Genomic DNA, 25,947 nt, shown 5'->3' with positions numbered 1-25,947 from the left:
CCCGGCCGGGAGATCCGTGCGTTCCGGCCCCGGTCTCAGCCCTCGCGGTACTCGACCAGCACCGGTTCCTCGCCGAAGCCGATCCGGTCCCCGGCCCGGAGGCGGACGCTCCGGCCGTCCATCCGGCGCAGCAGGTGCTCGCCCTCGGCCGCGGGCACCTCGACGCGCCCCTTCGTCGTCCAGCGGACGACGAAGGGTCTGCCGTCCCGTTCGAAGCGGCAGGTGTACGCGCCCTCGGGCAGGCCCAGTTGCCCGCCCTGCCCGCACGCGGCGATCCGGGCGCCGTCCAGCCACTGCAGCAGCCGCCCCATGCGCAGCCCGGCCGGTGTGGGCCGCCCGCCGACGGGCTGCACCACGAGCGGCACACCGGTGCTCCCCCAGGAGTAGAAGTACATCCGCTCCACCCCGTAGTGCCGGCTGTAGAGACCCGCCAGGTAGAAGCGCACCGCGTAGTCGCGGGCCCGGCGGGCGTCCAGCGGCGGGGTGACCGCGACGTTCCGGTCCGGCCCGGTGTTCCACACCGGGATCTGCCCCACCCCCTCCTCGTACAGGACGTCGTGCACGTTCCGGGCGAGGTCGATGATCTCCTCCGGCGGCGAATCGGCCCTGCGCGGCGGCAGTTTCAGCGCCGCCGCGTGGCAGTTCCCGTACGCGCCGGTGCGTGCGAACCGGCGCAGCAGTTCGCGGCCCCGCTCCTCCCGCAGCTCCCCGAAGGACGGGCAGGCCACCAGCGCCCCGGGATCGACGCGTTTGATGATCCGGGCCGCCCGCTCGACCATCCCCGCGAGGGTGGCGACGCTTCCGGAGTAGTGCAGCGGATGGCTGGGGTAGTCCCAGAGCTCGTATGCCTCGATGCGGCCCCGGTAGCGCGTGGCGACCTTCTCCACGAAGCGGTCCCAGTCCGCCGGATCGGCCGGGGGCGAGGCACTCGAATCGGCGTAGGCACCCCTGCGTCCGCCCGCCGCCGCCCACAGGGGCGTGCCGGAGAGGGTGAGCAGGACCGGCAGCCCGCGCCGTTCGGCGGAGTCGACCGACCGTTCCAGGACCGACCAGTCGTACCGGCCGCGCCGGGGCTCGATGGCGCCCCAGCGGGTTCCGCTCTCCCACAGCCGCACGGCCCCGGTGCGGAACCCGGGCATCTCCCCCGTGTCGGTGTTCATCGTCAGCCCGAAGAACTCCGGCGGCACCCGGCGCGGTGCGACCGACCAGAGCGGCCCGTCGAACCGCTGGGCGACGGAGGTGGTGCCCTCCTGTCCGGTGCCCGGGGTGGCGGGCGGTCTGCCGCCGCCGGGCCCGTCGCCGCCCGGCAGCTGCGTACTGGCGGCCGGGACGAGGAGGAGGACGAGGACCAGGGCCACCACCTGGAGCGGGAGGAGCACGCGGCGCAGCGGCGGCCGAGCCTCCCGGGGCCCCTCGCCGCCGCCGTCCCCGCTCCGTCCCGCCACCGCCGCCACCGCCGCCGCGGGTTCCCGGCCCGCCCCGGCGTCCGGGCGTCCGCCCGCCCCGTCCGGGTGCTCGCCGTGTTCACCCTGCTCGCCGTGCTCGCCGTGCTCGTCCGGGCGCCCTCCCGTGCCGTCCGGACCTGCCACGCCGTCACCCGGAACCGTCAGGTCACCGGCCGGAACCGCCATGCCGTCGGCCGGGTCCTGCGCGGTGGTCGTCCGCGACCAGACCCGGTACAGCCGGTCCAGCTCCGCCGGGCCCGCCCCGCAGACCCGCGCCACCCGTTCCACCGCCCCGAAGCTGCCGGGGACGGTCGTGCCCCGGCAGTAGCGGTGGAGCGTGGACCGGCTGAGGCCGGTGCGGTGGGCCAGCGCCGTGTAGCTGCGTCCGCTGCGCCGCTTCAGTTCCTCCAGCAACTCGGCCAGTTCGGCCGGTCCCTGCGCTTTCCCGTCGAACGTCATCGTCCTCCCGTTGTTCCGCTCTCCCCCGGGGAGACGGGACGCGTCCCACGCCGTCCCACTCGGCCCGAAAACGGCAGCCGAGACCCCCTCGGGCATCCCGTTGTCCCACCTTCCCCGTTCCTTCTTGCCTCAGCACACGCCGCTGTCACAAGGTCACAACACCGACGTCACCAGAACGTGGCGACGCCGGCGCCGCTCGGGGGGAGCGGTGAACGCGTCTCGCACCTGGGAACCACATGCTGCGCATCCATTTCTCGGCCGGGGACATGGCCCGTACCCGTGTCGCCGACCATCCCGACCCGCTCTGGGAATCCGTACTGAGCCTGCACCAGTTGCAGGAACGGCAGTCGGACCCCGCCATGCTTCATTGGCAGAAGCACGTCATCAGGAACGGCCGGGCCCCGCTGCGCCTGCTGCTGCCCCTGGTCCCGGCCCGGGGCTACTTCCCGGACTTCCTCACCCCGGTCGAGAGCGCCGAGGGGTTCGAGGCGGGACTCGACGCCCTGCTGTCGACACCACGGCCCCAACTGCACCTCCAACTCACCCGGTTGGCGAAGGACAGGCCGCCCGACCCCTGGCTCCGGGCGGTCGCGGAGGGCGGATCGCCGGTGCTCCACCGCCTCGGCGAGGCACTGCGCGCCTACCGGCACCACGCCCTGGGCGGGATGTGGCAGCGCATCCGCGACCGGATCGAGGCCGACCGCGCCTGGCGGTCGCGCACCCAGTGCCTCGGGGGCACCGACGCGATGCTGCGCACGTTCGGCCCCGCCCTGCGCTGGCGTCCGCCCGTCCTGGAGGCCGACTACCCGGTCGAGGCGGACATCTGCCTGGACGGCCGGGGGCTGCTCCTGATCCCGTCGTACTTCTGCCACCGGGCACCGGTCGCCCTGGCCGACCCGGCCCTGCCGCCGACCCTCGTCTATCCCGCGCGGGCCGTGGTCCCGGCCGCGACGCCCCCGCCCGAACCGGCGGGTCCGCATCTCGCCCGGCTCCTGGGCCACACCAGGGCCGCGGTCCTGGAATCCCTCGACGGCGAGTGCACCACGAGCGAACTGGCCCGGCGCGTCGGGATCTCCCTCTCCTCCGCCAGCGAGCACGCCGCCGTGCTGCGGAACGCCGGCCTGGTCTCCAGCAACCGGCTGCGCAACTCCGTGCGCCACAGCCTCACCCCGGTGGGCCTGGCCCTGCTCGGCACCGGTCCGCGGTGAGGGAGCCGTACACGACGAACGCCCCGACCGGACGGAACCGGTCGGGGCGTCGGAGCACGGGTGGGAGGGACGAACCGCTCCCCCGCCATCGGTAGGCCGTGTGGGACTCGAACCCACAACCAACGGATTAAAAGTCCGCTGCTCTGCCAATTGAGCTAACGGCCCTCGGCGAATCACCCCTGAGCATAGCCCGCCGGAACCCGGCCGCCGATCGGGTATCGGTTACCGGGCCCCGTCATGGCGGAAACCTGATGCTCCGAAGGGGCTCCCGGCACCCGGGGGCACGGCCGCCGGACGCCGGGAACCCCTCGCGTCAGAAGATCCCCTTGTAGCCCTGCCATCCGGTGGCGATCTTCGTGCGCGAGCCGAACGATCCCTTGCCGTTGCCGTTGTTGCGGAAGAGGTTGCCCGAGCTGTCCCGCTCGACGATGTCGGCCCTCCCGTCGCCGGTGATGTCCCCGACCCCGACGATGACGTCGTACGACCTTCCCCACGCGGCGAAGACCTTCACCCGCTCCTTCAGCCGGCCGCTCGCGGTGCCGTCGTAGCGGTAGAGCGTGCCGTCCTTCCTGTCGTGGGCGAGCACGTCTCCGTACCCGTCGCCGTCGAGGTCTCCGGCGCCCACGACCTTCGAGTAGCCGTTCCAGGCCGAGCGGATCTTCACGCCGGGCTTCAGCCTGCCGTTCCCGTCGTCGGCGAAGAGGTGGATGTCGCCGGTCGACGCCTTGCGCGCGAGCAGGTCGGGGCGTCCGTCACCGGTCAGGTCGCCGGGCACGGTCAGGACGTTGTACGCGTTCCAGCCGGTGCCCAGCGAGGTGTGGCCGCTGCCCGGCGTGTACGAGTCGCCGCACTTGCCGTTGTACCGGCGCAGTTCCCCGTTCGGCATCCGTACGAGCATCTCGGCGCACCGGTCGCTGCCCATGTCCCCGAACGGGACCGCGACCGTGCCCTTGGGCCAGCCGGCGCCGGAGCGCTTCCAGTCGAACTTCCCCTTGCCCTCGGTGTAGTGCAGGGTCAGTCCGCCGACGGAGTTGAGCGTGACCAGTTCGCCGAAGTCCCAGCCGCCCTGGTCGTGGTGGCCCTGGAGACCGCCGCCGACCGAGATCTTCCCGCTGGTGGTGTACGTGCCGCCGCCCTTGACGGCCCTGGCGGTCAGCGTCCAGGTGTGGAGCTCGTTGAAGGCGTGGGTGCCCTTGTCCGTCCGGCCGTCCCAGTCGACCTCGATCCCGGCGCCGGGGCCGCCGGAGATGGTGCGGACGGTACGTCCGCGCAGGTCCTTCACCACGAAGGTCCAGGTCGCGGGCGCGTTGAGCTGCCAGCTGCTCTCCCAGCGCCGGCCGCCCGAGGTGTTCTTGAGGTCGATGTACCCGGCGTTGACGTCCGACTCGATCTTCGCGAGCGGCTGCGTGGGCACCCCGCTCGGCACGATCCGGATCGCCTTGTCCGGGCCGACGTACGCGATGTCGCCGCCGAACTTGTCCACGGCCCAGGTCAGCCGTCGCTGGTCGGCGGTGCCGCCCGCGGGCAGGTCCGCAATCTCCCTGGGCGGTGCGACCGTCCCGGTGTGGAAGTCGGTGAGCAGCAGCTTCCCGGCGGTGCGGTCGTGCCGGACGAGGTAGCCGTCGCCGACGAGCGCGGCGCCGGACGGCACGGTGACGCTCTTCTTCGCCGTGCGGTCGTACACCCCGGCGGCGCCGTCCGGGCCGCAGTTCCAGTAGATCCAGCGGCCGACGGTCCGGAGTTCCTCGATCACGCACGGGGCGCCGGTGGCGACGGTCTGGACGACCTTCTTCTGTTCGAGGTCGGTCGCGGTGACCACCCCGGCGGTGGAGGCGGCCGTCCACAGCGCCGAACCCCAGATCGAGGCGGCGGTGATGGGCCGCGTCGTCCGCACGTCCGACCAGCGGACCCCGACGGCGTCGATGTACTGCTTGCCGGTCGACGCCGCCTCGTGGACGAAGTAGCGCCCGGTCGCGTCCACGAACCGGCCACCGGTCACCGCGGGTTCCTCGGAGCTGTGGAACGTGTTCGCCGTCGTCCAGACCTGGGCGCGTTCCTTGCCGCCGTCGACGAAGAAGCGGCCCAGGTGGCCGTTGCCGGTGGCGTACAGGGGCACGCAGGAACCGGCGTCGCACGGCACGCGCTTCGTGTGCGCGCCGGTCGCGTAGGCGTCCACGTACCCCATCGAGGTGGGGGCACCCACCGACGTCCCGCCCGGGGAGACCTGGCGGGCGAACGCGAACTGCGGTCCGCTCGGGGCGATTTCCACCGTGTTCAGTACTCCGCCGGCGAAGTCGATGCCCCAGACACCGCTCGTCGCGATGGGCGCCGGCGCGTCCGCGGCAACGGCGTTCGGCACCGTGCCGAGACCGGCCGCGGCCACGGTGAGGGCGGCCAGCGTCGCGATACGGCGCCGGGCGCCATGGCCGCGTGGAGAAGCAAGGCGAGCCAAAAGGGTCAGTCCTCCCCGAAATACCCGAGGGCATGAAGACACGAAGAAACGAAGGGCACAGGTGATCAACGGCGGCCCGCCGCAAAGGAGTCACACAGAGCTCGCAAAGCCCCCCGGCCCCGCCCCTGTGCAAGTCGCCGGATGCTAGCAGCGGTTACTTGTGTGAGGGAAGTGAAAAGAAAAGCGGGCCCGCTCGTGAAGAGCGGGCCCGCTTTCCGCAGACCGTTCAGCGGACCCTCAGCGGGTCCTCACGGTGTTCAGCCGTTGCGCTTCCAGCGCGGCTTGTCGTCGCGGCGGCCGAAGGAGCCGGTGCCGCCGCCGCGGTGGTCGTCACGGCGACCGGTCGGACGGTCGCTGCCGCCGGAGCGGAAGCCGCCGGAGGGACGGTCGTCGCGACGGTCGCGGTTGAACGGACGGTCGCTGCCGCCGGAGCGGAAGCCGCCCGACGGACGGTCGTCACGGCGGTCGCGGTTGAACGACGGACGGTCGTTGTCACGACGCTCGAAGGAGCGGCCACCGCGGTCGTCACGACGGTCGTAGGAGCGGAAGCCGCCCGACGGACGGTCGTCGCGACGGTCCCGGTTGAACGAGGGACGGTCGTTGTCGCGACGGTCGCGGTTGAACGACGGGCGGTCGTTGTCACGACGCTGGAAACCACGGTCGCCACCGCGGTCGTCACGACGGTCCCGGTTGAACGAAGGACGGTCGTTGTCGCGACGGTCGCGGTTGAACGACGGACGGTCGTTGTCACGACGCTCGAAGGAACGGCCACCACGGTCGTTGTCGCGACGGTCCCGGTTGAACGACGGACGGTCGTCGCGGCGGTCGTGCCCGCGGTTGTCCCGGCGCTCGAAGTTGCCGCGCTCGTCGCGACGGTCGTCGCGGGCGGGCTGCTCCGGCACGGAGACGGCGGCCTCGACAGCGGCCTCCGCCTCGGCGGTGGCCTCGGCCACCGCGGCCTCGGGGTCCTCGCCCCGCTCGCGCGCGGCACGGGCGACGAGGCGGTCGGCCTCCTCGCGCAGCTCACCGGCGCGGCGCTGGACGCGCTCAAGCTGCTTGGTCAGCTCGGCGACCTCGCGCTCGGCCTGCTTGGCGGCGTTGCTCGCGGAGTCGGCCTGCACCTCGGTCAGCGAACGGGCGCCGGTGATCTCGGCGACCTCCGGGTCGAAGGCGCCCGCGCCGCCGACGATGTGACGCGAGGCGTCGACGCCCGCGTCCTCCATCAGGCGGAAGATCTGACGGCGCTGGTGCGGCAGCGCCAGCGACACGACGACACCGGACTTGCCGGCCCGCGCGGTACGGCCCGAGCGGTGCAGGTAGTCCTTGTGGTCACCGGCCGGGTCCACGTTCAGGACCAGGTCGATGCCGTCGACGTGGATGCCGCGGGCGGCGACGTCGGTCGCGACGAGCGCGTTGACGTAGCCGTCCTTGAAGTCGGCGAGCACCCGGGTGCGGGCGCCCTGCGTCATGCCGCCGTGCAGCGCGTCCGCCTTGACGCCCGCCTCGACGAGCTGCTCGGCGATGCGGTCGGCGCCCAGCTGGGTGCGGACGAAGATGATGGTGCGGCCCTTGCGGGCGGCGATGGCGGAGGTGACCGGCGCCTTGTCCTTCGGCTTCACGACGAGGACGTGGTGCGTCATGGTCGTGACGTTGCCCTGGGCGCTGTCGACCTCGTGGCTCACCGGGTTGTCCAGGTAGCGCTTGACCAGCGTGCCGATCTCGTTCTCCATCGTGGCGGAGAAGAGCATGCGCTGGCCGCCGGCCGGGATCTGGTCGAGCAGCTCGGTGACCTCGGGCAGGAAGCCCAGGTCGGACATCTGGTCGGCCTCGTCGAGGACGGCGACCTGGATGTTCTCCAGGGAGCAGGCGCCCCGGTTGATGATGTCGCGCAGCCGGCCCGGGGTGGCGACGAGGATGTCGACGCCGCGCTCCAGGGCGTAGATCTGGTTGCCCATCGACGTACCGCCGCAGACGACCTTCATCTTCAGGCCGAGCACGTCGCCGTACGGCTGGAGGGCGTCCGCGACCTGCATCGCGAGCTCGCGGGTCGGGGTCAGGATGACCGCGCGGGGCTTCTTCTTCTCGGTGTGACCGCCGGCCAGCGCGGCCAGGGTCGGCAGACCGAAGGAGAGGGTCTTGCCGGAGCCGGTGCGGCCGCGGCCCAGGATGTCCTTGCCGGCCAGGGCGTCCGGGATGGTCGCGGCCTGGATCGGGAAGGGCTCCGTCACACCGTTCTGCGCGAGCTTGCGGACGATGCCCTCGGGCAGGCCCAGGTCGGCGAAGGTGATGGTCGGCTCGGCGTCCGCGTCGGCGGCGTCGGTGTCGGCCTGCTCGGCCAGGGGGGCGTCCGCCTCGACGGAGACGACGGACTCGGCGACGACGGCCTCCGCGGCCTCGACGAGCTCGTCGTTCTCGATGCTCTCGGGCATGACGGTGCGGTCAGAACTGGAAATTGACATGCGAAATGCGAAACCTTCCGGAGTCTCGGCACGCGCCCGTAACTCCGTGATTCGCAATTTCGACCGCCTCAATGCGGTCCAGCCACGGCAAGGGAGAGTACGCGCCACACGGCGCGCTTCTGTTTCGGCGCCGGGCAATGGGATCAAACGATCTACTACCATACGCACTCCCTCCCACATTGCGCAAACCGGCCTCCTCCGGCACCCCGCTACACCGGCCTCACCTGCGGCGACACCTCCGGGGTCCGCAGCACCGCCGGACCGTACGGCGCGGCCATCGCCTCGCCGCGGAACCGGGCGGCCGGCGAGGCGGACGGCGGCGACGGCGGCTCGGAGGGCTGCGGCTCGACGGGGGTCGGCGGCTCGGTGGTCGCGGGCGCGGACGGCGTCGGGGTGCCCGAGGGCTGCGGCACCCCGGGATCGGGGGACGAGGCCGGAGGCGCCGGCGTCCCGCCGCCCCGCGTCGGTTCCGGACCACCCGGCTCCGCTCCCGGGCGCCCGCCGCCGGGAGCGGCCGGGGACCCGCTGGAAGCGCCGGGCTCCGGCGACCCGGCGGCCTCCCGCTCGGAGTCGGAGTGCGCCTCGGCCCGGCCGCCCCCGGCCCGGATGCGGCCGGTGCCCGCCACGGTGCCGCCGTCCGGCCGCGCCGCGCTCCCCTCCGTCCCGGAGGACCGCGACGGCGAGGGGGCGGGCTTCGTGCCGCTCCCCTCGTCGTCACCGACGCTCATACAGCCTGCGGACGCGGCGACCGTCGCTGCGATGACGGTCGCCCATCGGACGGGGGCGGGGAACTGGCGCACGGGAGGCACCTCCGGGAGCACGAAGGGGGCGGAGCGGTACGGAAGGAGCGGGCGGGACTTCCGTGCCCAACTCCCCTTCCCCCGCCGGGGACACGCCCCCGCCCCGGCCCGCACACCGCCCCGTGTCCGAAAACACGCGGGTTTCCCGGAGTGGCCGTGCGCGAGGGGCCGTGCGCCGCCGCCCCGTCGGTGGCCCGTGCGCGGTCGGCCCCGGCCCACCCGTGGCCGACTCCGGCTCACCCGTAGCCGAGCGCGTGCAGCCTCTCGTCGTCGATGCCGAAGTGGTGGGCGATCTCGTGCACGACGGTGATCTCGGTCTCGGCGACGACGTCGTCGCGGGACTCGCACATCCGGAGCGTCGGCCCGCGGTAGATGGTGATCCGGTCCGGCAGCACCCCGGCGTACCACTCGCCGCGCTCGGTCAGCGGTGTGCCCTCGTACAGCCCGAGCAGCTCCGGATCACTCGGGTCCGGTTCGTCCTCGACGAACACCGCGACGTTGTCCATCAGCCGCGCCAGCTCCGGCGGGATCAGGTCCAGCGCCTCGGCGACCAGCTCTTCGAACTCTTCGCGCGTCATCTCCAGCACCCCGCCATTGTCCCGTACGCCCCGCCCGTGCGCCCCGGTCCGGAGCACCCCCGCCGCCCCGTCGGCCGCGGGCCCGCCGCGGGCGCGGGCGCGGATCGCCCCGGGGCGGCGACGGCCGAGGTCAGCCCCCGTACGCCGGTGGGGCACCCGTCCGGCGCACCCCTGTCACCTATTCGGTTTGGCTGACCCCGAAACGCCGTAGTACAGTCTCCGACGTGCCCAAGGGCGCCGGTCAGGACTCGACCGTCCCGAAACCCCCGGGTTGAAGGAAAAGCAGTTCTGCCCTCATCGTCTAGTGGCCCAGGACGCCGCCCTTTCAAGGCGGTAGCACGGGTTCGAATCCCGTTGGGGGCACGCACAACCTTGTGCGACACTTAGTCGCACAACAGCTTGGTCCTGTGGAGCAGTTTGGAGTGCTCGCCACCCTGTCAAGGTGGAGGCCGCGGGTTCAAATCCCGTCAGGACCGCTGCAGCCCTGTTGAGCTGCGTGGCTGGGTAGCTCAGTTGGTACGAGCGATCGCCTGAAAAGCGATAGGTCGCCGGTTCGATCCCGGCCCCAGCCACCATTCGAAGGCCCCGTCCAATGGACGGGGCCTTCGTCGTATCAGGCCTCTTCCCGGTCGGCCGAGTTCACGCCGGTACGGCCGCGCCACGCCCGTACCGCCAGGAACAGCAGCACCACCGCGACCACGGCGACCAGCGCCATGGCGTCCGGCACGCGCTCGCCCATCCGCTGGGCCCACTGCTCGACGGCGAACGAATCGTCCACGTCCAGCAGTCCGGGCAGCGCCGTCGTGCCGTCGAACACCAGGAACAGCACGCCGAGGCCGATGAAGAACAGCCCGGACAGCAAGCTCGTGGTGTGCGCCTCGAAACGGCCGATCCTGAAGGTGCGGCCGCGCAGCCAGGCACGGCGTCCCAGGTCGAAGCGTTCCCAGAGCAGGGCGAGCAGGAAGAGCGGGACCGCCATGCCCAGGGCGTACACGGCGAGCAGCAGCCCGCCGTAGACCGGGCTGCCGCTGACCGCCGCCACGGTGAGGACGCTGCCGAGGATCGGGCCCGCGCAGAATCCGGCCAGCCCGTAGACGGCGCCCAGCGCGTAGACGGACAGGGCGGTGGTGGGGCGGATCCGGCCGCTGAGGGCGGCGATCCGGCGCGAGGCGAAGCCCAGGCCCACGATCTGCGCGACACCGAGCGCGATGATCAGCCAGCCCGCACCGAGGACGAGCGCGTCGCGGTGACCGTAGAAGAGCCGCCCGGCGTACGAGCCCGCGGCGCCGAGCGGGACCAGGGTGGTGGCCAGACCGGCGTAGAAGATGCCGGTGCGGGCCAGGAGCCGCGAGGCCGAGTCGACGGAGTACGCGAAGAAGGCGGGCAGCAGCAGGGCGCTGCACGGGCTGACCAGGGCGAGCAGCCCGCCGAGGAAGGCGGCGAAGTAGCCGATGTCGGCCGTCACTTCGCGCGCTCCGCGCCGTCCTCGCCGCTCCCCGCGTCCTTGTCGTTCCCCGCGTCCTTGTCGCTCCCAGAACCCTTGGCGTCCTCGGTCCTGCGGGCCTGCTTCGCCGCCGCGTCGATGACCTCGGTGAAGGTCTCCAGGGGCTGGGCCCCGGCGATCGGGCGGCCGTTGATCAGGAACGACGGGGTGGAGGTCGCGCCGATCCCGTACCCCTGTTCCTGGTCCTTGCCCACCGCGGCCGAGGCGGCGGAGCTGTCCGCGTCGCGTGCGAACCGGGCGAGGTCCGCGACCCCGGCCTGCCGGGCGAGCTCCTTCAGCCGGTCCTCGCCGAAGCCCTTCTCCTTGGCCCCCTCCGCGTACGCGGCGGCGTGGAACTGCCAGAAACGGCCCTGCTGCCCGGCGGCCCACGCGGCGCGCGCGGCGGCCTCGGACTCGGCGCCGAAGATCGGGAAGTTGCGCCACTCGATGCGCAGGGTGCCGTTCTCGACGTACTTCTTCACCAGGGCGGGTTCGGTGTCGCGGGCGAACTTTCCGCAGTAGCCGCACTTGAAGTCGGCGTACTCGATGAGGACCACGGGGGCGTCCGCCCGGCCCTGCGCGAGCTTGTCGCCGGCGTCGCGCCGGGCCAGCTTCGCCAGCTCCGGATAGACACCGGCGTCCGGCTCGGCGGTGACGTCGGCGGCCGGGGAGGACGCGGTGGAACCCGTGGAGTCGGGGGCGGTGGCCCGGTAGGAGGCGTAGCCGAGCAGCGCGGCGGCCAGGACGACCCCGGCGCCGTAGAGCACCGGCTTCCTGGACCGCGACGGGCGGGCGGGCGTACGGGAGGGCGTGGACTTGGACATGCGGGACTCCGTGCTGAGCGGGTGGAAGGGAAAGGAGGGGAAGGGACCGCCGGGTGGGGCGGTCCTCTACACCCTCAGCACGGAGAGCTCGACGGGAGTGGGGGCGGCGGGCTCCGGTCCGCGCAGCCCGATCAGCGCGGGCGGGCGGACGGGCCCCTGCCCGATCGCCGCGGGCAGGCCCCACTCGGCGAGGCCGGGGGCCTGGTCGTACGAGGCGCGGGCCCGGCCCGGGAGGGAGGGCTCGCTGCCGTCGTGCTTCTTGCCCCTGCCGCACCCGGGCACCTGCTGCTGCCCGTCGGCGGACGCCACTGCCGGACCGGGATCGAGGTCGTGTCCGGCCGGCGCGACCGTCGGCACCCCCGCGGCGGTCACGGACGCGCCGCCGGAGCCGCCCGGGACGATCGCGACCGACCCGCAGAACAGCCCCAGCACGACCGCGACCACCGCCATCAGGCAGCACCACTGCGTACGGGACACGGCGACCGGCCTTTCCGGACGGGGACGACGGGCGGGAGCGACGGACAGGAGCAACGGGCGGGAACGACGGGACATGGGCCGGGTACTCGGCTGCCCGAAATGGTACGTGCTGCGTTTCCGCGTCTCCCCGCCGTGCCCCGGGCCCGCGGACGCGTCGGCACACGGATGCACCGATGCGGTGATCGCGGCGACGTGGTGACCGGGGCCGCACGAAATACGTTCGCCGTTCGTCGGGCCCGAGTGAGATCCTGGGGTCCGTATGTCTACTTCCTTCGCCGATCTCCAGTCCCAGCTCGGAGAGATCTCGCTCCGCGACGCGCACCGGCTCGGCCGCCGGCTCGAAGGTGCCCGCCGCATCCGCAAGCCCGAGGCCCGGCAGTCCGTGCTGGACGAGATCGCCGCCGAGGCCGCCAAGGCGGCCGAACGGCTCTCGCTGCGTGCCGCCCGGGTACCCGCCGTGTCCTACCCGGACCAGCTCCCGGTCAGCCAGAAGAAGGACGAGATCCTGGAGGCGATACGCGACCACCAGGTCGTGATCGTCGCCGGGGAGACCGGATCCGGCAAGACCACGCAGATCCCCAAGATCTGCATGGAGCTGGGGCGCGGTGTCCGGGGCATGATCGGGCACACCCAGCCGCGCCGGATCGCGGCCCGTACGGTCGCCGAGCGCGTCGCCGAGGAGCTGCGGACGCCGCTGGGCGAGGCGGTCGGCTGGAAGGTCCGCTTCACCGACCAGGTGAACCCCGACGCGACGTTCGTGAAGCTGATGACGGACGGCATCCTGCTCGCCGAGATCCAGACGGACCGCGAGCTGCGCGCCTACGACACGATCATCATCGACGAGGCCCACGAGCGGTCGCTGAACATCGACTTCCTGCTCGGCTACCTGGCCAGGCTGCTGCCCAGGCGCCCGGACCTGAAGGTCGTCATCACCTCCGCGACGATCGACCCCGAACGGTTCGCACGCCACTTCGGCGAGGCCCCGATCGTCGAGGTCAGCGGGCGCACGTACCCGGTCGAGGTGCGTTACCGCCCCCTCCTCGAAGAGGAAGGGGACGACTCCGACCGCGACCAGATCACCGCGATCTGCGACGCCGTCGACGAGCTGCAGACCGAGGGCCCCGGCGACATCCTGGTCTTCCTCTCCGGGGAGCGGGAGATCCGCGACACCGCGGACGCGCTGAACAAGCGCAACCTCCGCCACACCGAGGTGCTCCCCCTCTACGCCCGGCTCTCGCACGCCGAGCAGCACCGCGTGTTCCAGCGCCACACGGGCCGCCGCATCGTGCTCGCGACCAACGTCGCCGAGACCTCGCTGACCGTGCCCGGCATCAAGTACGTGATCGACCCGGGCAACGCCCGGATCTCCCGCTACAGCCACCGCACCAAGGTCCAGCGGCTGCCGATCGAACGGATCTCGCAGGCCAGCGCCAACCAGCGCAAGGGCCGCTGCGGCCGTACGTCGGACGGCATCTGCATCCGGCTGTACTCCGAGGACGACTTCCTGACCCGTCCCGAGTTCACCGACCCCGAGATCCTGCGCACCAACCTCGCCTCCGTCATCCTCCAGATGACCGCGGCCGGCCTCGGCGACATCGAGAAGTTCCCCTTCATCGACCCGCCGGACCACCGCAACATCCGCGACGGCATCCAGCTCCTCCAGGAGCTGGGCGCGCTGGATCTGGACGAGAAGTCCCCCCAGGAGGGGAAGAAGGGGCAGCGGCTCACCCAGCTCGGCCGGAAGCTCTCGCAGCTGCCCGTCGACCCGCGGCTGGCCCGCATGGTGATCGAGGCCGAGCGCAACGGCTGCACCCGCGAGGTCATGGTGATCGCGGCGGCACTCTCCATCCAGGACCCGCGCGAACGGCCCGCGGAGAAGCAGACCCAGGCCGATCAGCAGCACGCCCGGTTCAAGGACGAGACCTCCGACTTCCTGGCGTTCCTCAACCTGTGGCGGTACGTCCGCGAGCAGCAGAAGGAACGCGGCTCCTCCAGCTTCCGCCGGATGTGCAAGCAGGAGTACCTGAACTTCCTGCGCATCCGCGAATGGCAGGACATCTACACGCAGCTGCGCACCGTCGCCAAGCAGATGGGCATCAACCTCAACGAGGAGGACGCGCCGGAGCAGTCGGTGCACACCTCGCTGCTGGCCGGGCTGCTGTCGCACATCGGGCTGAAGGACACCGAGAAGAACGAGTACCTGGGCGCCCGCAGCGCCAAGTTCGCGATCTTCCCCGGTTCGGCGCTCTTCAAGAAGCAGCCGCGGTTCGTGATGTCGGCCGAGCTGGTCGAGACGTCCCGGCTGTGGGCCCGGGTCAACGCCAGGGTCGAGCCGGAGTGGATCGAACCGCTGGCCCAGCACCTGCTCAAGCGCACCTACAGCGAGCCGCACTGGGAGAAGGACCAGGCGGCGGTGATGGCGTACGAGCGGGTCACGCTCTACGGGGTGCCGATCGTCGCCCAGCGCAAGATCAATTTCGGCCGGATCGACGCCGAGACCTCGCGCGACCTGTTCATCCGCAACGCCCTGGTCGAGGGCGACTGGCGGACCCACCACCAGTTCTTCCACGACAACCGCAAGCTGCTCGGCGAGGTCGAGGAGCTGGAGCACCGCGCCCGGCGCCGCGACATCCTCGTGGACGACGAGACCCTCTTCGACTTCTACGACCGGCGCATCCCCGACCACGTGGTCTCCGGGGCGCACTTCGACTCCTGGTGGAAGCACAAGCGCCGGGACGAGCCGGACGCGCTGGACTTCGAGCGCTCGATGCTCATCAACGAGAAGGCCGGGGCCGTCACCAAGGACGACTACCCGGACTCCTGGCGGCAGGGGAAGCTCAAGTTCAAGGTCACGTACCAGTTCGAGCCGGGTACGGACGCCGACGGCGTGACCGTCCACGTCCCGCTCCAGGTGCTCAACCAGGTCACCTCCGAGGGCTTCGACTGGCAGATCCCCGGCCTGCGCGAGGAAGTGGTCACCGAGCTGATCCGCTCCCTTCCCAAGCCGATCCGCCGGCACTACGTCCCCGCGCCGAACTACGCGGGCAGGTTCCTCGACCGGGCCGTGCCCCTGCAGGAGCCGCTGACGGTCACGCTCGCCCGTGAGCTCCAGCAGATGGTCGGCGTCCCGGTCTCGGCCGACGACTTCGACCTGGGCCGGGTCCCGGACCACCTGAAGATCACTTTCCGGATCGTCGACGAGCGGCGCCGCAAGGTGGCCGAGGACAAGGACCTGGAGGCGCTGCGGCTCCGGCTGCGCCCCAAGGCCCGTCAGGCCCTCTCCAAGGCCGCCGCGGCCAGCGCGGGCCCCTCGGGCGAGTCCGTCGAGCGCTCGGGCCTCACCGACTGGACGATCGGCACGCTGAACCGCGTCTTCGAGACCCGGAGGGCCGGCCAGCCGGTGAAGGCGTACCCGGCCCTGGTGGACCAGGGCGACACGGTCGCCGTGCGGCTCTTCGACACCGAGGCCGAGCAGCAGCGGGCGATGCGGCTCGGCACCCGGAAGCTGATCATGCTGAACGTGCCGGTGAACCCGGCGAAGTTCGCCTCGGACCAGCTGACGAACCAGCAGAAGCTGGCCCTGTCCCGCAATCCGCACGGCTCCGTCCAGGCGCTCTTCGAGGACTGCGCGACGGCCGCCGCCGACCGGCTGATCGAGGCGCACGGCGGTCCGGCCTGGGACGAGGAGTCGTTCCGGAAGCTGTACGACAAGGTGCGCACCGACCTGGTGGCGCTGACCGAGCACGCGGTCAAGCAGGTCCAGCAGGTGCTGGCCGCCTGGCAGTCCTGCGAGCGGCGGCTGAAGGCGACCAACAGCCTGGTCCTGGTCGACAACGTCACCGACGTCCGCGACCAGCTCGCCGCCCTCGTGCCGCCGGGCTTCGTCACGAAGACCGGGCTGCGCAGGCTGCCCGACCTGATGCGCTACCTGGTCGCCGCGGACCGCAGGCTCCAGCAGATGCCGACGGCCGCCCAGCGCGACACCACGCGCATGGAGAAGATCCACGAGATGCAGGACGAGTACGCCTGGCTGCTGGAACAGCTGCCGCAGGGCAGGCCCGTCCCGCAGGAGGTCCTGGAGATCCGCTGGATGATCGAGGAGCTCCGGGTCAGCTACTTCGCCCATGCGCTGGGGACCGCCTACCCGGTCTCCGACAAGCGCATCGTGAAGGCGATCGACGCGGCGGCGCCGTGAGCGGGCCCGTCCGGACGGGCCTCTTCCACCGTGACGGAGCCACCACCATCGGTGAGTTCGACCTGACCCTCTGACCTGCTGTACAGTCTGTCTTCGCAGCCAGCCGCAAGGAAGGCAGCGAAAACCTGGTCCTGTGGAGCAGTTTGGAGTGCTCGCCACCCTGTCAAGGTGGAGGCCGCGGGTTCAAATCCCGTCAGGACCGCAGTGACGAAAGCCCGGATCCCCTGGATCCGGGCTTTCGCGCGTCCCGACCCCGGCGATCGCCGACGAGCAGTCAGGTGTCGGCAGCCGCCCCTTCTCCGGTGCGGGCGGCGATCCACCGGGGCCCGCATGGCGACGCACGCCCGCACGCCCGCCCGCACATCCCCCTCGGACTCCCGCCACCCCGCCCCGCGTCCGTACCGGACCGCCGCCCGCCGGCACTCCCGTACGGGGCCGTCGGCGGGCCGCCCTTCCCGGGCGCCCCGCCGCCTCCCGCCCGCACCCCGGCCGGCCACCCCGCGCCGCCGTCGACCCGGCACCGGCACCGGCAATCCATGGGCGGGCCCACACGGCCCGCCAGGGGGCTCCTGACGGCCTTTCGGGCCCGTTTCCCTCCCCGGATCACCCGTACCGCTCCCGAGGCGCCGGAGGCGCCCGGGAGGGCCGGGGCAAAAATCCCCGCGCATGGGAAAGCCGGGACGAAAGTCCCCCCGCCGGGCGACCAATGGCGAGGCGTTCCGCCTCCCGGCGGTGGCAGGCTCGTCAGCAGCAGGACTTGTGCGGTGTGACGCGAGTCACTCAAACAGTTTTGAGAAGGGGTGACCTTACACCTGTCCTACAACTGCCGAATTTAATATGTGCAATTGCACCACTCGGACGAGAGTCCCGTGGGACCGTCCGGGCCCACCCCCGTCCCGGCCTCCTCGGACGGTCCGGCCCGGTCGCGCGCGGACCCCGCGCGGGAACGCACCCGAACACACGGGTGCACACAGGTGCACCCGGGAACGCACGGGCGCGTACGCACAGGCGTACGCGGGAACGTACGGGCGCACACAGGAACACACGGGCGTGCGCGGGCACAAAAAGATCGCGCTGGACCCGGCGGAGTCCAGCGCGATCGAACGACGCACCCGCATTTCACAGGTATGGCGCCCGTTGGGGCGGGCGCCCGTCATTTGGAGCTATTGGGTGGGCTGTACGGATTGGGGGACCCGGAAGCCCGGTTGTTGCGCGACGCAGGGGGTGTGTCAGGCCTCGCTGCGCTGCTGCGGAATACCCGCAAGCAGTGCGCGGACCTCTGCCTCGCGGTACCGGCGGTGTCCACCGAGCGTACGGATGGACGTGAGCTTGCCGGCCTTTGCCCAGCGGGTAACCGTCTTCGGGTCCACGCGGAACATCGTGGCAACCTCAGCCGGGGTCAGCAGCGGCTCGGCATCAGGGGTGCGAGCAGTCATGAGCGGCCTCCTCGGGAGAACCGAACCATCTCGGTTCTTTCCTCTAAATTCTGCACCTTGACCCGCGTTGCCCGAAATGGCGGACGCGGGCCGAGTCGGTTATAGGACGAACGGCTTGTCCTCGGCACTACAACTACACCATCCGTCCAGCCACGTCGGCCAAACCGATGGAATTGCCCTCCCAGGTGTTCATCAGCGACGGAAGCCGATGGACCATGCCATAGCGGACAGTCACACCGCCGTGACGATCAGTCACAGAGCGATCAGGAGTCACCAGACCCCCCATAGCGTGCAATGCAGAGCAATCCGCCCTTAGTTGGGCGGAAGGAGCCCTCCCCGGACTCCTTGTCCTATTTTGGCACGAGGAGTAGGGAACGGCGCAAGGGCCCAGTTAGTGCTATCCATCACGCTTGAGGCAAAGGCCCGGTTCGGGACGTAGGTCCCGGACAAACTTCCGCCTCCACGTCCCCACGGGCCGCACGGGCCGCACGGGCCGCCGGTTCACATCGCACGGATACAAGATCTCGGACGCGGATCGCGCCCCGTCAGTTCGCGAACTGACGATCTTTTACCGCCCGCCAGCGCTCCGCCAGCCGTCCGTACGCCGCACTCGCCCCCTCGGTGTCGCCGGCCCGCAGCGCCTCGATGCCCTCGGCCACGTCGGCGGCCGACCGGTCCCCGGCGAGCTGCCCGGCCGGCAGGGCGTGCACCAGACCCGCGTAGTCCAGCTCGACCAGCGCACGCGGGTGGAACTCCTCCAGCCAGCGCCCCACGTCCACGAGCCCCTCGATCAGCGGACCCTCGTCCACCGCCTCCCGCATCGTCCGCAGCGCCCGCGCCAGCCGGCGCCGGGCCTGCACCATGGGCGTCCGGTACCGCAGCACGGGCACCGCGCCGTCGCCGCCCGCCGCGTACTCCCGCTCCTCGTCGGAGAAGAGCACGAACCAGCGCACCGGCACCTGCCACACCGAGGTGCGGATCCACGGCCTGGCGTCCGGATTCCGCTCCGCCCACCGCTCGTGGTCCGCGACCGCCTGCCCGCGCACCACCGGCGGCAGCACCGCGTCGAGCACGGGGGCGGGGAACATCTCCGCCAGCTCCTCCAGGGCCAGCCAGCCGCGCAGTCTGGTCCGCCACGGGCAGACGCACACCACCCCGTCCGTCTCGACGACGAACGCGTCCCCGCTCTCGTGCGCCGGCACCCCGACCGGCGGCGTGGCCGCCAAGTCGGCCAGCGAACGGCGCAGTTCGTCCTGGGCCGTGGGCCGCCCGGAGCGCTCCGCGTACCGGGCCCAGTGGCTCCGTTCGGGCTCCGGGAAGGCGGCCAGCGGCTCGTACACCCGGAGGTAGGACGCGTAGGGAACGAGCACCGAAGACACCACCGACATGCAGCAGATCGTGTCATGCCGGTACTCCGCCGGGGGGTGATCTCGGCACCGGAACAGATCTACGTGCGCGTAGGACTTACGCTCTTGCCGCGGACCTGCCGTGTCGGCCGGTCCGCGGCCCTCCCCACCTTCAGGAGGGTCCTCCGCCGCTTCGTACTTGGGAGTCACCACAGTGACCGATGTGACCGGCGCGCCTGCTGATGTACTGCACACCCTGTTCCACTCGGAGCAGGGGGGCCACGAGCAAGTCGTGCTCTGCCAGGACCGTGCCACCGGCCTCAAGGCCGTGATCGCCATCCACTCCACCGCCCTGGGCCCGGCCCTCGGCGGCACCCGCTTCTACCCGTACGCCTCCGAGGGCGAGGCCGTCGCGGACGCGCTGAACCTCGCGCGCGGCATGTCGTACAAGAACGCCATGGCCGGTCTCGACCACGGCGGCGGCAAGGCCGTCATCATCGGCGACCCGGAGAAGATCAAGACGGAGGAACTGCTGCTCGCCTACGGGCGGTTCGTGGCCTCGCTCGGCGGGCGCTACGTGACCGCCTGCGACGTCGGCACCTACGTCACCGACATGGACGTCGTCGCCCGCGAGTGCCGCTGGACCACCGGCCGCTCCCCCGAGAACGGCGGCGCCGGCGACTCCTCGGTGCTCACCTCCTTCGGCGTCTTCCAGGGCATGCGGGCCTCGGCCCAGCACCTCTGGGGCGACCCGACGCTGCGTGGCCGAAAAGTGGGGGTCGCCGGAGTCGGCAAGGTCGGCCACCACCTGGTCGAGCACCTGCTCTCGGACGGTGCGGAGGTCGTGATCACGGACGTCCGGGAGGAATCCGTGCGCCGGATCACCGAACGCCACCCCGAGGTCTCCGTCGCGGCGGACACCGACGCGCTGATCCGCACCGAGGGCCTCGACATCTACGCCCCGTGCGCACTCGGCGGCGCGCTGAACGACGAGACCGTCCCGGTGCTCACCGCCAAGGTCGTGTGCGGTGCGGCCAACAACCAGCTCGCGCACCCCGGCGTCGAGAAGGACCTGTCGGACCGCGCCATCCTGTACGCACCCGACTACGTGGTGAACGCGGGCGGTGTCATCCAGGTCGCCGACGAGCTGCACGGCTTCGACTTCGACCGGTGCAAGGCGAAGGCGACCAAGATCTTCGACACCACGCTGGCCATATTCGCACGTGCGAAGGCCGACGGCATTCCGCCGGCCGCGGCGGCCGACCGGATCGCCGAGCAGCGGATGGCCGAAGCACGCCGTAGCTGAGGGTCGTCGACCCGTCGCCGTACGCGTGCGGCGACGGGTCGGGCCGAGCGGCCGCCGACCGGCGAGACGAGACTCACGCCGGTCGGCGGGTCGCCCGCCAAGAAGAGGTTAAAATCGCAGTTGACCAGCGAGGACGGGGCTCCTCGCAGGTCTCCTTCCGGGGTGCGTGATGCGGGCGACGTACCGTACGGCCGCGGAAGCAGGTACCGTTGAAGCCCTACGGGCACGGTCTCTCCATGCGAGAGTCCGTCCTGAAACATGAACGCGTGTCAAGACTCTGGGGCCGTCGAGCCCCGTCACCGAGGGGGTCGAGCCATGGGGCGCGGCCGGGCAAAGGCCAAGCAGACCAAGGTCGCCCGCCAGCTGAAGTACAGCACCGGCGGGACTGACCTTTCGCGTCTGGCCAATGAGCTGGGCGCATCACCTTCGAGTCAGCCACCGAACGCGGAGCCGTTCGAGGACGACGAGGAGGATGACCCGTACGCACAGTACGCGGATCTGTACAACGACGACGAGGACGAGGACGAGGACGAAAAGTCCGGTCCGTCGTCACAGCGCCGCGGCGCTTGACCTCGCGCTGACACATCAACCCGGTCCGGGCCTGTCCCGGGCCGGGTTCTGTGCTGCCCCGGCCCGGTCCTCACCCGTGTGACCCGCGTACCGGATCCGGTGGCCACGGTGTGTTCCCCGACCGTCCGACCTGCCGGGATTCCGGTGGTCGAGGGGGTCGGGGACTTCGTGCACACCGGGCGGTCCCGGTGTGCACGTCCGTGTCGCACCAGGTCGTCCCGGTGTCCCATCGATGCCTAGCGGGCGTACTCGCCGACGAGCTCCGCACCCGAGGTGTGGGCCCCGCGCCCGATGATCTCGCCCGCGACCCAGGAGTCGACCCCGCGGTCGGCCAGCGTCGTCAGTGCCGCGTCCACGGACTCGGCCGGGACGATCGCGATCATTCCGACGCCCATGTTCAGCGTCTTCTCCAGCTCCAGCTGCTCGACCTGTCCGGTCCGGCCGACCACGTCGAAGACCGCGCCGGGCGTCCAGGTGGAACGGTCGACCCTGGCGTGCAGTCCGTCCGGGATGACCCGGGCCAGGTTGTTGGCCAGGCCGCCGCCGGTGACGTGGCTGAAGCCGTGGACCTCGGTCGTGCGGGTGAGGGCCAGGCAGTCCAGCGAGTAGATCCGGGTGGGCTCCAGGAGCTCCTCGCCGAGGGTCCGGCCGAACTCCTCGACCTGGCGGTCCAGCGACCAGCCGGCCCGGTCGAAGACGACGTGGCGGACGAGTGAGTACCCGTTGGAGTGAAGACCGGACGACGCCATGGCGATCACCACGTCGCCCTCGCGGATGCGGTCCGGGCCCAGCAGCCGGTCGGCCTCGACCACGCCCGTGCCGGCGCCGGCGACGTCGAAGTCGTCCGGTCCGAGGAGGCCCGGGTGCTCGGCCGTCTCGCCGCCGACCAGGGCGCAGCCCGCCAGGACACAGCCCTCGGCGATGCCCTTCACGATGGACGCGACCCGCTCGGGATGGACCTTGCCGACGCAGATGTAGTCGGTCATGAACAGCGGCTCGGCGCCGCAGACGACCAGGTCGTCGACGACCATGCCGACGAGGTCGTGGCCGATGGTGTCGTACACGCCCATCTTGCGGGCGAGGTCGACCTTCGTGCCGACGCCGTCGGTCGCGGAGGCCAGCAGCGGACGCTCGTAGCGCTTGAGGGCCGAGGCGTCGAAGAGGCCGGCGAAGCCGCCGAGGCCGCCGAGGCCCGCGACCTCGGGGCGCTGCGTCTTCTTCACCCACTCCTTCATCAGCTCGACGGCGCGGTCGCCGGCCTCGATGTCGACGCCCGCTGCCGCGTAGGAAGCACCTGTTGTCTCAGACATTGCCTGGGATCTTTCGTGTGGAGATACGGGGCTGGTGGCCGGAGGTGTACGGCCGGGCCGTCACGGGCGGCGCAGCGCGTCGGTCGCGGCGGTCGCCGCCGGGCCTGCCGCCAGCTCGGTCTCCAGCAGCTGCTTGCCGAGCAGCTCCGGGTCCGGGAGCTCCATGGGGTACTCGCCGTCGAAGCAGGCGCGGCACAGGTTCGGCTTGGCGATCGTGGTCGCCTCGACCATCGCGTCGAGCGAGATGTACGCGAGCGAGTCCGCGCCCATCGACGTGCCGATCTCCTCGACCGACATGCCGTTGGCGATCAGCTCGGCGCGGGTGGCGAAGTCGATGCCGAAGAAGCACGGCCACTTGACCGGCGGGGACGAGATCCGGATGTGGATCTCGGCGGCACCGGCCTCGCGGAGCATCCGGACCAGTGCGCGCTGGGTGTTGCCGCGGACGATCGAGTCGTCGACGACCACCAGGCGCTTGCCCTTGATGACTTCCTTGAGCGGGTTCAGCTTGAGCCGGATGCCGAGCTGCCGGATGGTCTGGGAGGGCTGGATGAAGGTCCGGCCGACGTAGGCGTTCTTCACCAGTCCGGCGCCGAACGGGATGCCGCTGGCCTCGGCGTAACCGATCGCGGCGGGGGTGCCGGACTCCGGTGTCGCTATGACCAGGTCGGCCTCGACCGGCGCCTCGGCGGCGAGCCTGCGGCCCATCTCCACCCGGGAGAGGTAGACGTTGCGCCCGGCGATGTCGGTGTCGGGGCGGGCCAGGTAGACGTACTCGAAGACACAGCCCTTGGGCTTCGCTTCCGCGAAGCGCGAGGTGCGCAGGCCGTTCTCGTCGATGGCGACGAGCTCGCCCGGCTCGATCTCGCGGACGAAGCTGGCGCCGCAGATGTCCAGGGCGGCGGTCTCGGAGGCCACCACCCAGCCGCGCTCCAGCCGGCCGAGGACCAGCGGGCGGATGCCCTGCGGGTCGCGGGCCGCGTAGAGGGTGTGCTCGTCCATGAAGACGAGGGAGAAGGCGCCCTTCACCCCGGGAAGCACCTTCGCGGCGGCCTCCTCGATGGTGAGCGGCTTGCCGTCGTCGTCGGTCTGGCCGGCGAGCAGGGCGGTCACCAGGTCGGTGTCGTTCGTCGCGGCGACCTGGGTGGCGCGGCCGTCCTTGCGGGGAAGGTCGGCGACCATCTCGGCGAGCTGGGCCGTATTGACCAGATTGCCGTTGTGACCCAGGGCGATCGAGCCGTGCGCGGTGGCACGGAACGTCGGCTGCGCGTTCTCCCACACCGAGGCACCGGTGGTGGAGTAGCGGGCATGACCGACCGCGATATGGCCCTGGAGGGATCCCAGGGACGTTTCGTCGAAGACCTGCGAGACCAGTCCCATGTCCTTGAAGACCAGGATCTGGGACCCGTTGCTCACTGCGATGCCCGCGGACTCCTGTCCACGGTGCTGCAGGGCATACAGTCCGAAATAGGTGAGCTTGGCGACCTCTTCGCCCGGAGCCCAGACACCGAAGACGCCGCAAGCGTCCTGGGGGCCCTTCTCTCCGGGGAGCAGGTCGTGGTTGAGTCGTCCATCACCACGAGGCACGCCACCGAGTGTAGGCGAGGTCGACCACTGGTCCGAATTCGGGACACCGCGCCGGACCACCGGGGAAGCGCTCCCGAGGGGGGTGCGGGACCCCTTCCGGGTGATCACTCAAAGTGACCGTCCATGGGTTCCGGCGGGCGCCGGGGACGGGGCGCGGACCGGCCACAGGGCGGCGGCTGCGCGGATCAGCGCCCCTGGGACCAGCGAGTTCCGGCCATTCGGCACGGGGGCGCGCCGGGCCCGATGGTGGCGCTCGGTGAACCGGCCGACGGGCCGTCGCGGAACCCGGCCGAACGTGCGTTTCGTGGCGAGCCTCACACCGAACTCCGCCCTACTCGCCGGTTCGCGGATCGTGTCGCCGGGTCCGCGGGCCGCGCCGCCGGGTCCGTGCGTCGTACGGTCCTGCCGGCTGCGGCCCGTGGACGGGATTCCGGGTGGCGCGTCCGGACCGTTCACCGGCGCGGGACCGCTCAGCCCATCAGGGGCAGAAGGGCTTCGAGGTCGGCCCGTTCGCCGCTCGCGGAGACCTTGGCGGCGTCGAGGGCCCGGGCCCACCGCGTACGGCCGGTGGCGAGCCCGATCCAGGTGAGCGGGTCGGTCTCGACGACGTTGGGCGGCGTGCCGCGCGTGTGCCTGGGGCCCTGCACGCACTGGACCACGGCGAACGGCGGGACGCGCACCTCGACCGCGCCGCCCGGCGCCTTCTCCGCGAGGGCGTCGGCGAGCAGCCGGGTGCAGGCGGCGAGCGCCTGCCGGTCGTACGGGACGTCCAGGCCGGTCGCCTCGTTCAGGTCGTCGGTGTGCACGACAAGCTCGACGGTACGGGTGACGAGGAAGTCGGCCAGTCGCATCGTCCCCGCCGGGACCGACAGCAGCCGGTCGTCGGGAACGTCCGGCACCAGCTCCTCGAACCGCCCGGTGACCTCCTCGTACAACGCGTCCAGGTCCGGGGTCGCCGCGGCGAGCTCCCTGGTGCCGTCGGCGATGGGGGCGGCCCGGTCCGCGGTCGAGGACGGCCAGTCGAGGAGTTCCAGATCGGGCCCGGCCGCGGCGGGCGGCGGCAGCTCCAGGTTCCGGGTGAGGTGCAAGAGCCCCATGGTCAGGTGCACGGCCAGTTCGCGCACGGTCCAGTCGCCGAGCCTGGTCGGCAGTGCGAGCTGCTCGGGCGTCAGGGTGCGGACGGCCCCGCGGACGTGGGCGAACTGTGCCAGGACCGCGCTGCGGGTCCGGGCCGGGTCGTAGCGGCGGGCGCGTTTCCGGGACGGCGGCATGCCCGGGAGCCTACGTCCTGCCCGGCGCCCCGGTCGGCGGTTGGCGACAGGTGGCCGGCCGTGAGCGGTCGGCCGTAAATGACCGGCCGCGAGCCGTCGGTTCAGTTCCGGATCGCGAAGTCGCCCAGTCCGCCGGCCAGGAGGCCGAAGCCGCGCTCGGCGAGCTCGGCGGCGTCCGGGGCGATCTCGTCGGCCCGGTCGCCCGCCAGCAGCCGCAGCTGGTTCGCCTGTATCAGCGAGTTGCGGGTGCCGATCAGCTGGGCCGCCGCGATCCGGGCGATCGGCGGCTCCTGCCCCTCCTCGACCAGGACCTCGGCGAGCAGCTCGAAGGAGCGCATGGCGAACGAATGGGCCCTGATCAACAGCGCCGGGGTCTCCTGGATCAGCCGACGCACCTCCAGCACCATCGGCAGGTCGCTCATCCCGACCGAGGGGTCGCGGCGCTCCATCGCGTCCAGGAACTGGGCGCGCACGGCGGCCAGCGCGGACTCTCCGGGCGCCCGGTCCCGTACCACCCGCGCGACGTCGCCGACGTGCTCCTCCATCGGCGAGAGGACCAGGTCCTCCTTGCTCGCGAAGTAGTTGAAGACCGTCATCTTCGAGACCTCGGCGGCCTCGGCGATCTCGGCGACCGAGACCTGGTCGAAGCCGCGCCCGGCGAAGAGTTCGGTGGCCGCGGCCAGCAGGCGGTGGCGCGTCCGGAGCTTCTTGCGCTCGCGCAGGCTCATCCCCTCGGTCATG

Annotated in this window: 18 protein-coding genes and 5 tRNA genes; 8 read left to right on the top strand and 15 right to left on the bottom strand. The window is 71.6% G+C overall.

Translation table 11 applies throughout. The features are described 5' to 3' along the window. Nucleotides 1-35: 35 nt before the first annotated feature. Entirely contained in the window at nucleotides 36-1,904 is a 1,869-nt protein-coding gene (locus ABZZ04_RS01995; RefSeq protein ID WP_356930218.1) for a helix-turn-helix domain-containing protein, read from the bottom strand. A 236-nt stretch (nucleotides 1,905-2,140) separates the two neighbouring features. On the opposite strand from ABZZ04_RS01995, the gene ABZZ04_RS01990 reads away from it, so the two are divergent. Beyond that, nucleotides 2,141-3,112 (top strand): winged helix-turn-helix domain-containing protein, encoded by a 972-nt coding sequence (locus tag ABZZ04_RS01990; RefSeq protein ID WP_356930217.1) that lies wholly within the window; start codon nucleotides 2,141-2,143, stop codon nucleotides 3,110-3,112. A gap of 92 nt (nucleotides 3,113-3,204) precedes the next feature. On the opposite strand, the gene ABZZ04_RS01985 is transcribed toward ABZZ04_RS01990, so the two are convergent. The 5 genes from ABZZ04_RS01985 to ABZZ04_RS01965 all read right to left on the bottom strand — a co-directional run bounded on the left by ABZZ04_RS01985 (nucleotide 3,205) and on the right by ABZZ04_RS01965 (nucleotide 9,410). After that, nucleotides 3,205-3,277 (bottom strand) — tRNA-Lys (locus tag ABZZ04_RS01985). Nucleotides 3,278-3,425: 148 nt separating this feature from the next. After that, nucleotides 3,426-5,564, bottom strand: coding sequence for a VCBS repeat-containing protein (locus tag ABZZ04_RS01980; protein WP_356930216.1), 2,139 nt, complete (start codon nucleotides 5,562-5,564; stop codon nucleotides 3,426-3,428). Between the two features lie 257 nt (nucleotides 5,565-5,821). Continuing rightward, nucleotides 5,822-7,993 carry a DEAD/DEAH box helicase gene (locus ABZZ04_RS01975; RefSeq protein ID WP_356930215.1) on the bottom strand — a complete coding sequence of 724 codons (2,172 nt, stop codon included), beginning with the start codon at nucleotides 7,991-7,993 and terminating at the stop codon, nucleotides 5,822-5,824. Between the two features lie 239 nt (nucleotides 7,994-8,232). Then, nucleotides 8,233-8,823, bottom strand: coding sequence for a hypothetical protein (locus ABZZ04_RS01970; protein ID WP_356930214.1), 591 nt, complete (start codon nucleotides 8,821-8,823; stop codon nucleotides 8,233-8,235). A gap of 236 nt (nucleotides 8,824-9,059) precedes the next feature. Beyond that, nucleotides 9,060-9,410, bottom strand: a complete 351-nt coding sequence (locus ABZZ04_RS01965; protein ID WP_187438680.1) for a metallopeptidase family protein — start codon at nucleotides 9,408-9,410, stop codon at nucleotides 9,060-9,062. A gap of 281 nt (nucleotides 9,411-9,691) precedes the next feature. Between ABZZ04_RS01965 and ABZZ04_RS01960 the strand changes: the two genes are divergently transcribed. The 3 genes from ABZZ04_RS01960 (at nucleotide 9,692) to ABZZ04_RS01950 (ending at nucleotide 9,976) form a co-directional block, all read left to right on the top strand. After that, nucleotides 9,692-9,764, top strand: a tRNA-Glu gene (locus ABZZ04_RS01960). Nucleotides 9,765-9,802: 38 nt separating this feature from the next. Beyond that, nucleotides 9,803-9,877, top strand: a tRNA-Asp gene (locus ABZZ04_RS01955). A gap of 22 nt (nucleotides 9,878-9,899) precedes the next feature. Further along, a tRNA-Phe gene (locus ABZZ04_RS01950) sits at nucleotides 9,900-9,976 on the top strand. Between the two features lie 38 nt (nucleotides 9,977-10,014). Here the strand turns inward: ABZZ04_RS01950 and ABZZ04_RS01945 are convergent. The 3 genes from ABZZ04_RS01945 to ABZZ04_RS01935 form a co-directional block, all read right to left on the bottom strand. Then, a complete protein-coding gene (locus ABZZ04_RS01945) occupies nucleotides 10,015-10,866 on the bottom strand; it encodes a cytochrome c biogenesis CcdA family protein (RefSeq protein WP_356930213.1) in 852 nt (283 codons plus the stop codon). Beyond that, entirely contained in the window at nucleotides 10,863-11,708 is an 846-nt protein-coding gene (locus tag ABZZ04_RS01940; RefSeq protein ID WP_356930212.1) for a DsbA family protein, read from the bottom strand. The genes ABZZ04_RS01945 and ABZZ04_RS01940 overlap by 4 nt, the downstream gene beginning before the upstream one ends. Before the next feature lie 66 nt (nucleotides 11,709-11,774). Beyond that, a complete protein-coding gene (locus ABZZ04_RS01935) occupies nucleotides 11,775-12,185 on the bottom strand; it encodes a hypothetical protein (protein ID WP_356930211.1) in 411 nt (136 codons plus the stop codon). A gap of 259 nt (nucleotides 12,186-12,444) precedes the next feature. Between ABZZ04_RS01935 and hrpA the strand changes: the two genes are divergently transcribed. Beyond that, nucleotides 12,445-16,380 carry an ATP-dependent RNA helicase HrpA gene (gene hrpA, locus ABZZ04_RS01930; RefSeq protein WP_356930210.1) on the top strand — a complete coding sequence of 1,312 codons (3,936 nt, stop codon included), beginning with the start codon at nucleotides 12,445-12,447 and terminating at the stop codon, nucleotides 16,378-16,380. 127 nt (nucleotides 16,381-16,507) lie between these two features. Further along, nucleotides 16,508-16,582, top strand: a tRNA-Asp gene (locus tag ABZZ04_RS01925). 1,027 nt (nucleotides 16,583-17,609) lie between these two features. Here ABZZ04_RS01925 and bldC read toward each other — a convergent pair. Together bldC and ABZZ04_RS01915 are read right to left on the bottom strand one after the other, a co-directional pair. After that, nucleotides 17,610-17,816, bottom strand: coding sequence for a developmental transcriptional regulator BldC (bldC, locus tag ABZZ04_RS01920; RefSeq protein WP_003949541.1), 207 nt, complete (start codon nucleotides 17,814-17,816; stop codon nucleotides 17,610-17,612). 545 nt (nucleotides 17,817-18,361) lie between these two features. Then, nucleotides 18,362-19,204 (bottom strand): hypothetical protein, encoded by an 843-nt coding sequence (locus tag ABZZ04_RS01915; RefSeq protein ID WP_356930209.1) that lies wholly within the window; start codon nucleotides 19,202-19,204, stop codon nucleotides 18,362-18,364. Nucleotides 19,205-19,376: 172 nt separating this feature from the next. Here ABZZ04_RS01915 and ABZZ04_RS01910 point away from each other — a divergent pair, with 172 nt between their 5' ends. Next, on the top strand, nucleotides 19,377-20,468 hold the full coding sequence (locus ABZZ04_RS01910; RefSeq protein WP_356930208.1) for a Glu/Leu/Phe/Val dehydrogenase dimerization domain-containing protein: 1,092 nt from the start codon (nucleotides 19,377-19,379) through the stop codon (nucleotides 20,466-20,468). Nucleotides 20,469-20,783: 315 nt separating this feature from the next. Further along, entirely contained in the window at nucleotides 20,784-21,038 is a 255-nt protein-coding gene (locus ABZZ04_RS01905) for a DUF3073 domain-containing protein (protein WP_356930207.1), read from the top strand. A 236-nt stretch (nucleotides 21,039-21,274) separates the two neighbouring features. On the opposite strand, the gene purM is transcribed toward ABZZ04_RS01905, so the two are convergent. The 4 genes from purM to ABZZ04_RS01885 form a co-directional block, all read right to left on the bottom strand. After that, entirely contained in the window at nucleotides 21,275-22,348 is a 1,074-nt protein-coding gene (gene purM / locus ABZZ04_RS01900; protein ID WP_356930206.1) for a phosphoribosylformylglycinamidine cyclo-ligase, read from the bottom strand. 60 nt (nucleotides 22,349-22,408) lie between these two features. After that, nucleotides 22,409-23,935, bottom strand: coding sequence for an amidophosphoribosyltransferase (purF, locus tag ABZZ04_RS01895; protein WP_356930205.1), 1,527 nt, complete (start codon nucleotides 23,933-23,935; stop codon nucleotides 22,409-22,411). 470 nt (nucleotides 23,936-24,405) lie between these two features. Continuing rightward, a complete protein-coding gene (locus ABZZ04_RS01890; protein WP_356930204.1) occupies nucleotides 24,406-25,206 on the bottom strand; it encodes a sterol carrier family protein in 801 nt (266 codons plus the stop codon). A 101-nt stretch (nucleotides 25,207-25,307) separates the two neighbouring features. Next, nucleotides 25,308-25,946 carry a helix-turn-helix domain-containing protein gene (locus ABZZ04_RS01885; RefSeq protein ID WP_356930203.1) on the bottom strand — a complete coding sequence of 213 codons (639 nt, stop codon included), beginning with the start codon at nucleotides 25,944-25,946 and terminating at the stop codon, nucleotides 25,308-25,310. Nucleotide 25,947: the final 1 nt, after the last annotated feature.

The organism is Streptomyces sp. NPDC006435 (genome assembly GCF_040612315.1).
Taxonomy (GTDB): Bacteria; Actinomycetota; Actinomycetes; order Streptomycetales; family Streptomycetaceae; genus Streptomyces.
Note: the sequence above shows the minus strand (reverse complement) of the source record. Positions and strands in the feature narration are given on the sequence as shown.